The sequence below is a fragment of the Photorhabdus africana genome, from assembly GCF_035181445.1.
GTDB classification, from domain to species: Bacteria; Pseudomonadota; Gammaproteobacteria; order Enterobacterales; family Enterobacteriaceae; genus Photorhabdus; species Photorhabdus laumondii.
Window position 1 is genome coordinate 37,394 of record NZ_JAXBVE010000035.1, and the last position, 10,509, is coordinate 47,902.

Consider the following 10,509-nt stretch of genomic DNA (forward strand, 5'->3'; position numbering starts at 1 on the left):
AAGCATAATTGGTGCAGGAGCACAAAATAGCCTAATAGGGGTAGATTCTAGGATTGAAGGAGATGATGGTAATGAGTAATGTACCCGCAGAGTTAAAATATGTTGAATCACATGAGTGGGTTCGTGCAGAAGGTAATGGTGAATACACGGTAGGTATTACCGAGCATGCACAGGAGCTGCTCGGCGATATGGTCTTTGTTGATTTGCCGGAAGTAGGTGATCAAATCAATCTTGGTGATGATTGTGCGGTTGTTGAATCAGTAAAAGCGGCTTCTGATATCTATGCACCATTGAGTGGTGAAATTATTGCCGTTAATGACGCGCTAAATGACTCGCCTGAACTGGTTAACAGTGAGCCTTATCATGAAGGCTGGCTGTTCCGTATTAAAGCCTCTGATGAAAGTGAACTTTCGAGTTTGCTGAATGCCGAAGGATATCAGGCACTTCTGGACGAAGAAGAATAATATGCTTACCGTCGCCCTGTTTCACATTGTGAGCAGGGCGTTTTTATTTGTATGCCATTTCTGGCCAGCTTCAGGAATTAGTCACAAATGACCCAGACATTAAGCCAACTCGAAAATCAGGGCGAGTTTATCCGCCGTCATATTGGCTCTTCCGCCGAACAGCAAAAAGAGATGCTGGCGACAGTGGGGGCAAGTTCCCTCAATGATTTAACACAGAAAATTGTTCCCCGTGATATCGCGTTGCCAGAGCCACCCGATGTTGGCGGTGGTGCAACTGAACAGCAAGCACTAGCTGAACTGAAAGCGATTGCCAGCCAAAATAAACGTCACCAATCCTATATTGGTATGGGGTATGTGCCTGCTGTGCTTCCGCCAGTTATTTTGCGTAATTTATTAGAAAATCCTGGCTGGTATACCGCTTATACACCTTATCAACCAGAAGTTTCTCAAGGTCGCCTTGAATCACTGTTAAATTTCCAACAAGTGACGATCGATTTGACGGGGTTGGATATTGCTTCTGCCTCTTTGCTGGATGAAGCAACTGCGGCGGCTGAAGCAATGGCAATGGCAAAACGTATCAGCAAACTGAAAAATGCTGACCGTTTCTTTGTTGCTGATGATATCCATCCTCAAACATTAGACGTTGTTCGTACCCGCGCGGAAACCTTTGGCTTTGATGTGATTGTGGATAAAGCAGAAAAAGTCTTGGAGCTGGACGGTGTATTTGGTGTGTTGTTACAACAGGTTGGCACGACAGGTGAAGTTCATGATTATGCGGATCTGATCGCACAACTGAAACAGCGCAAAATCATTGTCAGTGTTGCCGCTGATTTGATGGCGTTGCTGCTGCTGACTGCACCGGGTAAACAAGGCGCTGACATGGTGTTTGGTTCAGCTCAGCGTTTTGGGGTACCAATGGGATATGGCGGTCCCCACGCCGCATTTTTTGCCAGCCGTGATGAATTCAAACGTTCTATGCCGGGACGTATTATCGGTGTTTCCCGTGATGCGGCAGGTAATACGGCACTGCGCATGGCAATGCAGACCCGTGAGCAGCATATCCGTCGTGAGAAAGCGAATTCCAACATCTGTACTGCTCAGGTGTTGTTGGCAAATATCGCGGCGATGTATGCGGTATATCATGGTTCGAAGGGGCTGAAACGCATTGCGAGCCGTATTCATCGTCTGACTGACATTCTGGCGGTTGGGTTACAGAAAGCCGGGTTCACTCTACGTTACAAAACTTGGTTTGATACGCTGACGGTTGAAGTTGCTGATAAAGCGGCGGTATTGGCCCGGGCAGACAAAGCTGAAATCAATTTGCGTACCGATATTTACGGCGCGGTGGGTATCACATTGAGTGAAGCTACCCGCCGTGATGATGTGATCAAATTGTTCTCTGTGCTGACAGGCACGGATGACAAGCTAGATGTTGAAGCACTGGATAAAGAGCTGATGACGGAAAGTCACGCCATTCCTGCCTCAATGTTGCGTAGTGATGAAATCCTGCTGCATCCAAATTTCAACCGTTATCACAGCGAAACGGATATGATGCGTTATATGCATCGTCTTGAGCGCCGAGATTTGGCACTGAATCAGGCCATGATCCCATTGGGTTCTTGCACCATGAAACTGAATGCTGCGGCAGAAATGTTACCGATCTCTTGGCCTGAATTTAATGAACTACACCCATTCTGTCCGCCAGAGCAAGCGCAGGGTTATCAGCAAATGATCAGCCAATTATCTCACTGGTTGGTGCAACTGACAGGTTACGATGCCGTTTGTATGCAGCCAAACTCCGGTGCACAGGGTGAATATGCGGGTCTGCTTGCTATTCGCCGTTACCATGAAAGTCGTGGAGAAGGGCATCGTCATATCTGTTTGATCCCCAGTTCTGCTCATGGTACCAACCCGGCTTCTGCTCATATGGCAGGCATGACCGTTGTGGTGGTGAGTTGCGATAAAGAGGGCAACATTGATCTAGTCGACCTGCGTGAAAAAGCGGAAGAGTCAGGTAATGAGCTTTCCTGCATCATGGTGACTTACCCATCAACCCACGGCGTATATGAAGAAACTATTCGTCAGGTGTGTGAAATCATTCACCAGTATGGTGGTCAGGTTTACCTTGATGGTGCGAATATGAATGCGCAGGTTGGTATCACCGCGCCCGGTTTTATCGGAGCTGATGTTTCACACCTCAACCTGCATAAAACATTCTGTATCCCACACGGCGGCGGCGGTCCGGGTATGGGGCCGATTGGCGTAAAAGCCCATTTAGCGCCGTTCTTACCGGGACACTCAGTAGTTCAAATGGATGGCCTTACTGAACAGAGAGCTGTCTCAGCGGCACCATTTGGTAGTGCTTCTATTTTGCCGATTAGCTGGATGTATATCCGTATGATGGGCTCGCAAGGGTTGAAACAGGCAAGCCAGACGGCGATTTTGAATGCTAACTATATTGCTGTTCGCTTAAAGAATGATTATGACGTGTTGTATACCGGTCATAATGGTTATGTGGCGCATGAATGTATTCTGGATATTCGACCGTTGAAAGAAGAGTTTGGTATCAGCGAGATGGATATTGCCAAGCGTTTGATTGACTACGGCTTCCATGCACCAACCATGTCATTCCCGGTTGCTGGCACGCTGATGGTGGAACCCACGGAATCAGAAAGCAAAGTGGAAATTGATCGCTTTGTGGATGCCATGCTGGCGATCCGTGCTGAAATTGGCAAAGTGGCGCAAGGCGAGTGGTCATTAGAAGATAACCCATTGGTTAACGCGCCTCACGTACAAGCTGAACTGGTTTCTGACTGGAGCCATAGCTACAGCCGTGAAACCGCGGTTTTCCCAACCTTGGAAACCAAAGCCAATAAATATTGGCCTGCGGTTAAACGCCTTGATGATGTTTACGGTGATCGTAATCTGCATTGCTCTTGTGCACCTGTCTGTGATTATCAATAATCACTAATATAATAGTCAATGCCAGTATAATAACTGGCGTTGCTATTATTTATATTTATTGGCGAAGTCGATTTAAATATAAAATTAATTTATATATTTAATACCTTTTTCTCCCAAGCTTTACATGCTATTTCTAATCTAACAGCATCTTTAATTATTGCTATTTTTATTTAATAAAATGTTTTTATTGATATTTTATTTAAATAGGTTTTTATGGGTAATGATATTTCATTAATATAAAATTGAAACTATTATTAATATAATAATTTATTATTATTGTATGATATTCACAATCCTTAGTCTTTTCCTTCTACTCCGTCACCATTTAATATCTCCAGCCTTATCGCGATTTTCTGGCATTTAATATATCAGATTCGCCATTAGCAGGATTAAAAATCCAGATGCTGATCACATTTCGTACTGATGATTTAGACAAGCAAATAATTAAACATTAGAATAGTTTTATTATGCCACTATCAAATTATCAATATTTTCTATGGAAAGATTATCGCTTTATCGCCGCAGCTTGGCAGTACTTATCCTGCGGGCAACATCCGAATGGACATATGTTTCAACATCGGGTGCATTGGGATCTATTTGTCACATTATTCACCGGATTGAATTTGCAGGGGCAGAAAGTTTGTCTCGGTCAGACCAAGAACACTCGATGCATCCTTATTTATTCGCGGGTTTAACTTGGCAGGATATCAACGCACGGGTACGAAAAACCGCTAATACCTCATTGGGTAATTTATTAGTCAGCATGACTGACTTTGTCACACTTAAATTAAGAAAAGGGACAGTACGATGGATAAACGCCACAACTCGATGGCCAGGGTCACAAGTTATCTTTTAATTTACCTGACGGCAATCCAGCCATTGCACCCGGCTATGGCTGTCGGCATAACACCGGATAACAACCGCACACAGGTACAAAATCAGGGCAATGCACCGGTGGTGAATATCGCCACGCCGAATGATGCAGGGATATCCCACAACACCTATCAAGAGTTCAATATTGCCACGCAGGGGGTCGTACTTAATAACGCGACACAGGCGGCTCAATCACAACTGGCAGGGCAACTTAACGCGAACCCTAACCTGAAAGGCAAAGCAGCGGAACTGATTATTAACGAAGTCACCGGCAGTGGCCGCTCTGACCTGCAAGGCCAGTTGGAAATTGTTGGCAATAAAGCCAACGTGATGATTGCCAATCCTAACGGCATTACCTGTGATGGTTGTGGTTTTATTAATACCGCCAGCGCAACCCTGACCACCGGTAAACCCCAATTTGATAAACAGGGCGCACTGGAAGCGCTGGAAGTGAAAAAAGGCCAGATTACCATTGGTGGCAAAGGGCTGGACGGCAAGACGACGGATTATGTCGATATCATCAGCCGGGCGGCGGAGTTGAATGGAAAAATTCAGGCTAACACTCTGTTGCTGACTCAGGGGGCCAACCGTATCAACTTGAAAGACGGCACGGTTAAACCTATCGCCGGAGAAGGGGCAAAACCGCAATTAGCGGTTGATACCAAAGCGTTAGGCGGCATGTATGCCAATAAAATCCGCCTGATTGCCACTGAAGAGGGAGTTGGGGTTAATCTCACCAACCTGACCACAGCGCAGGACGCTATCAGCTTAACCGCTGAGGGTAAAATTATCTTGGGGGAGGTGCATGCCAAGACGGACATTAATATCAATAGCAAAGTCATTGAAACGGCGGCACAAAGCCATGTGCAGGCGGGCCAACATCTGATATTGACCACCGAAACATTGCGGAATCAAGGTCAAATCCGTGCGGGTGGTGATGTCACCATTAAAGCGACTCAACTTGATAACATAAACCCGACTAAGCAAAGTCACCCGATTATTACTGCGGGTAAAAACAGCACCATTACCGCGAACGAGATAAATAATGTTGGCGAGTTAAGCGCGGGACAAAATCTCACCCTGACAGGCAAAAATTTTTCAACCAAAGCGATAAAAGACGGTCAGGATAATATCATCGGTAAACTGAGTGCTGGTGGGGATCTGACGGCGACATTTCAAGATACATTTCGTTTTGATTTTGATAAAGAACATTTTAAAGCGGGAAAGAAACCCACGGATCTGGCGTTAATCACCGGGAAAAACATTTCTTTAACCGCCAGAGATTTAGTAAATCGTGCGTCAATGAGGGCAGAACAAAACTTAACCGTTGACGCAGAAACAATCTATTTAGGTCAAGGGAATTTAAAAGCCGGGAACCATGTCATTCTGGATGGAAAATCACATCTTGATGTGAATGGCTATGATATCTCCGGTCGTGATGTGACCCTGCTTGCCAGCCGGGGACTGCTGTCTGTTGTCTCTGGAGACGACTATACCCCGGAAGGAATAAGGGTATTAACCACGCTTTCTGCTGATAACATATTACGCATTATCGCCGAGGGTCCTATTGATATTGCTGATACCCTGATTAACCGGGCGAAAAATATCTTTTTGGCAACCAATGATAAGCTTGAGATTTATGCCTCTGGTGATTTAATTGATGAGCAGAGCCCACTCAATGACGGCGCTAAACAAGAATTAATTAATCAGCGTCTGCGCCAGCTCAGCCAATTGCAAGCGGATGAAAATATTGAGATCCATGCAGGAAAGATTGTCGATCTGAGAAGCATTTCCTTGACGGCAGGGAAGGATATCACGCTGACCAGTGGCGGCACGCTTGATATGAGTAAAATCACAGAAGATGACTCCTATGAATATGAAAATGAACACGGAGAGGGTTATGAAAAGCATTATGAAAATGCCGATGACGAGGAAGACGAACAATCTTACCCACAATTTCAATTACCCATAGCGAGAAGTATCATCACTGCCGGCAATAATTTAACCCTTAATGCTGGCGGTAATATTATTGATACTGAGGCAACGTTATTGGCAAAAGGGACGACTGCCATCATCAAAAACAACGCAGAGTTGCATTCACCGTCAGGGAGGTATAACTCAGTTGAAGGAAAATATACGCCAGTCACTTCTGCGCTGATTGCACGTGCGTTAAGCCATGCTCCTCAACTGACCATAAACGCCTCAGAAGTAGAAGGAGAAGTTCCGGGGATTAAACTGGCGGATAAACAAACCCGGATCACCTCGAAAAACAATCACCCTATTATTCATATTGCGGCACCTAACGCCCGGGGTGTTTCACATAACCGTTATCAGGAATTTAATGTTGGCACTTCGGGACTGGTATTGAATAACGCTACCCATGATACGCAGTCTCTGCTGGCGGGGAAAATTGGCGCGAATCTTAACTTCAACGGTAAATCAGCCGAGCTGATTATTAATGAAGTGGTGGGGACTTTAGCCTCAAACCTGCAAGGGCTGTTGGAAGTCGCAGGGCAAAAAGCCAATGTCTTCATTGTTAACCCGAACGGCATGACCTGTAATGGCTGCCGCTTTGTTAATACCCCGGCTGTCACCTTATCGACCGGTAAACCGGTGTTTGATAAAGATGGCGCGTTAGCGGCTTTGGAAGTGAAAAAAGGCGCTATCACCTTGAGTGAAAAGGGACTGGATGCAACGGCGCAAGATTCTATCGATGTCATCAGCCGGACCACTAAGCTTAACGGCAAACTACAGGCGAAAAACCTGACATTGACACAAGGCCCCAACCAGATTGATGTCAAACGCGGGATTCTTGTCCCTATTTCAGAGGAAGGTTATACCCCTTGGGAAGCGATTGATACCGGATCATTGGGGGGAATGTACGCCAATAAAATCCGTCTGGTGAGTACTGAGCCGGGTAAGGCGGTCAACCTGACTAATCTGACGGCAACCCAAGGCGACATCAGTTTGACGGCGGATGGCAAGGTGACTCTGGGGGATGTACAGGCCAAAACGGATATCACCGTTAACGGTAAAGACATTGACATGGCGAAAAAAGGTCATATGCAAGCCGGTCAACATCTAATATTGACAACCGATACATTGCAGAGTTGGGGACGAATTGGTGCCGACGGTGATGTCACCATTAAAGCGAAAACCTTGTCTTTAGATGGGGGAAATATCACCGCCGGGAACCAGGTTCTGCTACAGGGAAAGAACAGTTTTACGGTGCGTGGCACGGATATCTCAGGTCATGACATTACCTTGATTGCCAATAGTTATAATACTTCTGTTTCACTTGGTGACACGTTGGAAGGCACAGGAATATTACCTATTATTTCTGCGGTTAATACGCTGCGTATTCTGTCTGAACAGGGAATATCGCTTTCAGATACGCTAATTAACCGGGCGAAAAATATCTTTGTGGCGAGTAATGGGTGGATTGGTATTAATCAGCATTTGGCGGCGGATGAGAATATTGATCTTCACGCTGGAGGGGGGATAAATTTGGATGGGATTTCCCTGACCGCCGGGAAAGATATTACCGTGACCAGTGGTGGCTCGATTAATATTGGCAAGGTTACCGCCGGCAACAATTTAACCCTGATTGCCCGCCGCAATATAACGGAGACAACATTATCGGCAGAAGGGACGACCGCAGTCGCCCAAAATAGTGCCGCGTTGCACTTAGTCGGCGGGGAATATACTCCGGTGACTTCTGCACTGATTGACCTTGCATTAGGCAATGCCCCCCAACTGACCATCACTATTCCAGAAATAGCCGGTGGAATACCCGGAATTCAACTGGCGGATAAACGCGCGCAGATTGCCGTGAGAAATAACCTGCCTATTATCCAGATTGCGGCACCGAATTCCCGAGGTGTTTCACATAACCGTTATCGGGAGTTTAATGTTGGGGCTGCCGGGCTGGTGCTCAATAATGCTACCGAAGCTAGCCAATCCGTACTGGTGGGACAAATTGGGGCAAACCCTCACTTCAATGGTAAATCGGCTGAGTTGATTATTAATGAAGTGGTGGGGACTTTAGCCTCAAATTTACAGGGCCTGTTGGAAGTGGTGGGGCAAAAAGCCCCGGTCTTCATCGCTAACCCGAACGGCATAACCTGTCATGGTTGTGGTTTTATCAATACCCCGGCTGTCACCTTATCGACCGGGAAACCGGTATTTGATAAAGAGGGCGCGTTAGCGGCTTTAGAGGTGAAAAAAGGTGTCATAACCTTTGATGAAAAGGGGCTGGACGCAACGGCGCAGGATGCTGTCGACATTATCAGCCGTGCGACGATACTTAACGGCAAGGTGCAGGCGAAAAACCTGACATTGACACAAGGGTCCAACCGGATTGATTTCAAACGCGGGACTCTTGTCCCTATTGCAGGCGAAGGTAATACCCCTTGGAACGCGATTGATACCGGGTCATTAGGGGGAATGTATGCTAATAAAATCCGTCTGGTGAGTACTGAGGCGGGTAAGAAAGTTAACCTGACCAACCTGACCGCAACGCAAGGCGACATTAGTCTGACGGCGGATGGCAAGGTGACACTGGGAGATGTACAGGCCAAAACGGATATCACCGTTAGCAGTAAAGACATTAAAACGGCGGAACAGAGCCATGTACAGGCAGGGAAAGATATCACGCTTGCTGCGAACACGCTGAACAACACCGGTAAGATTATCGCAGAAGGTGACATGCGGTTATTTATCGACCATTTATACAATCAGAATAAGGGGCTGATTCAGGCAAATAATCATCTCTGGTTGCAAAAAGACGCGAGCGGTAATTTAAGCACTGAAATTAACAACACTTCAGCGACGCTAAAAACCAATAGCGGCGATATCATCATTCGCACAAAAGCGTTAAATAATGACAGGGATGCTAGCGTCGCTGCGGGCATGAACGCTTATATCAATGCGACAAAACTGGATAACAGTCAAAGCCAGTTTCATGCGAAGAAAAATCTTATCTTAACCGGTCACGACTTTAACCACGGGATGGACGGCAAACTTTCAGCCGATCTAAATGTGGTGGCCGATTTTATTCATCAATTCAACGGAACGGCATTCATACTGGCGAAAAATATTCTGCTTCATGCCGGTGAAATTATCAATATAGGCCACCTCAAGGCGGACAATGATCTGTCCGTCATCGCTGAACGTAGAATAAATGCCCGCCAAAACACACTGGAGGCAAACAGAAATCTGACCTTGATTGCAGGTAAAGATATTGAGGCTTTTCAAGTCGGGTTGAAGGGGGAAAATATTGAACTGCTGACGCATGAAGGCGACATCCAGATGTGGGGGGACGGTTCGCGTATTTCGGCCGACAACAATTTGCGGATATTCGCGGATCACAAACTGGATTTCTATGATCTTTTGTTCGATAAATCAAACACGATAACGTTAAACGCGGGTCATGAAATTGATGTCAGTCAGATTAAATTGGCCGCACAGAAAAATCTGACACTCATTGCGGGCAAAGGTATCACCGCCCGTCAAACCGGGCTGAAAGGGGAAAATATTGAGCTTCTCGCGCGTGAGGGTGACATTAGGCTGCCGATGGGCGTGGAGGATTCTTCTCATATTTCGGTCAGCAATAATGTGCAGATGTTCGCGAGCAACAAACTGGATCTCCAGGGTGTTTTGTTCGATAAAGCCAACAATATAACGTTAAATGCGGGTCATGAAATTAATGCCGACCGGGTTAAATTAGCGGCAAATAACAATCTGACCTTAATTGCGGGCAAGGATATCACCGCTCGTCAGGCAGAGTTAAACGGGCAAAATGTTGAGCTTCTGGTGCATGAAGGCGACATCCAAATGGGGCGGAGTCGGACTCATGAGTTATTAGCCTCAATTTCGGCCGATAATCATTTGCGGATTTCCGCGGGCAACGATCTGGATCTCTCCGGTACCCGATTAGATAAATCACACAATCTGACATTAAGTGCGGGTCGTAACCTGAATGCCAGTCGGAGCCAATTGAACGCGGCGGGCAACATTAATCTGTTTGCGGGAAATGATTTAATGTTGCGGCAAGCGGGTATCCGGGCGGGACAACAAGTCATGCTCAGTGCGGGTTGCGATATTGATATCTCTCGGCCCAATACACCAGAGAGCCTGTTTTATTTATCCGAATTAGATGGATTAGACAAATTCTCTGAATTAGGTACGCAAATTACCGCGGGTGATC

The 10,509-nt window shown here is 46.3% G+C and carries 4 protein-coding genes; all 4 read left to right on the forward strand.

Going from position 1 to position 10,509, the window contains the following annotated elements; genetic code table 11:
• Positions 1-71: 71 nt before the first annotated feature.
• Positions 72-464: a glycine cleavage system protein GcvH gene (gcvH, locus tag SLS51_RS17660; protein WP_323839950.1), complete on the forward strand. Its 393-nt coding sequence runs from the start codon at positions 72-74 to the stop codon at positions 462-464.
• An 87-nt stretch (positions 465-551) separates the two neighbouring features.
• Positions 552-3,428 carry an aminomethyl-transferring glycine dehydrogenase gene (gcvP, locus tag SLS51_RS17665; protein ID WP_323839951.1) on the forward strand — a complete coding sequence of 959 codons (2,877 nt, stop codon included), beginning with the start codon at positions 552-554 and terminating at the stop codon, positions 3,426-3,428.
• 496 nt (positions 3,429-3,924) lie between these two features.
• On the forward strand, positions 3,925-4,284 hold the full coding sequence (locus SLS51_RS17670) for a hypothetical protein (protein WP_323839952.1): 360 nt from the start codon (positions 3,925-3,927) through the stop codon (positions 4,282-4,284).
• Positions 4,236-10,509 (forward strand): filamentous hemagglutinin N-terminal domain-containing protein (locus SLS51_RS17675; protein WP_323839953.1); only part of this gene is annotated, 6,274 nt, incomplete at its 3' end. The genes SLS51_RS17670 and SLS51_RS17675, both read left to right, overlap by 49 nt.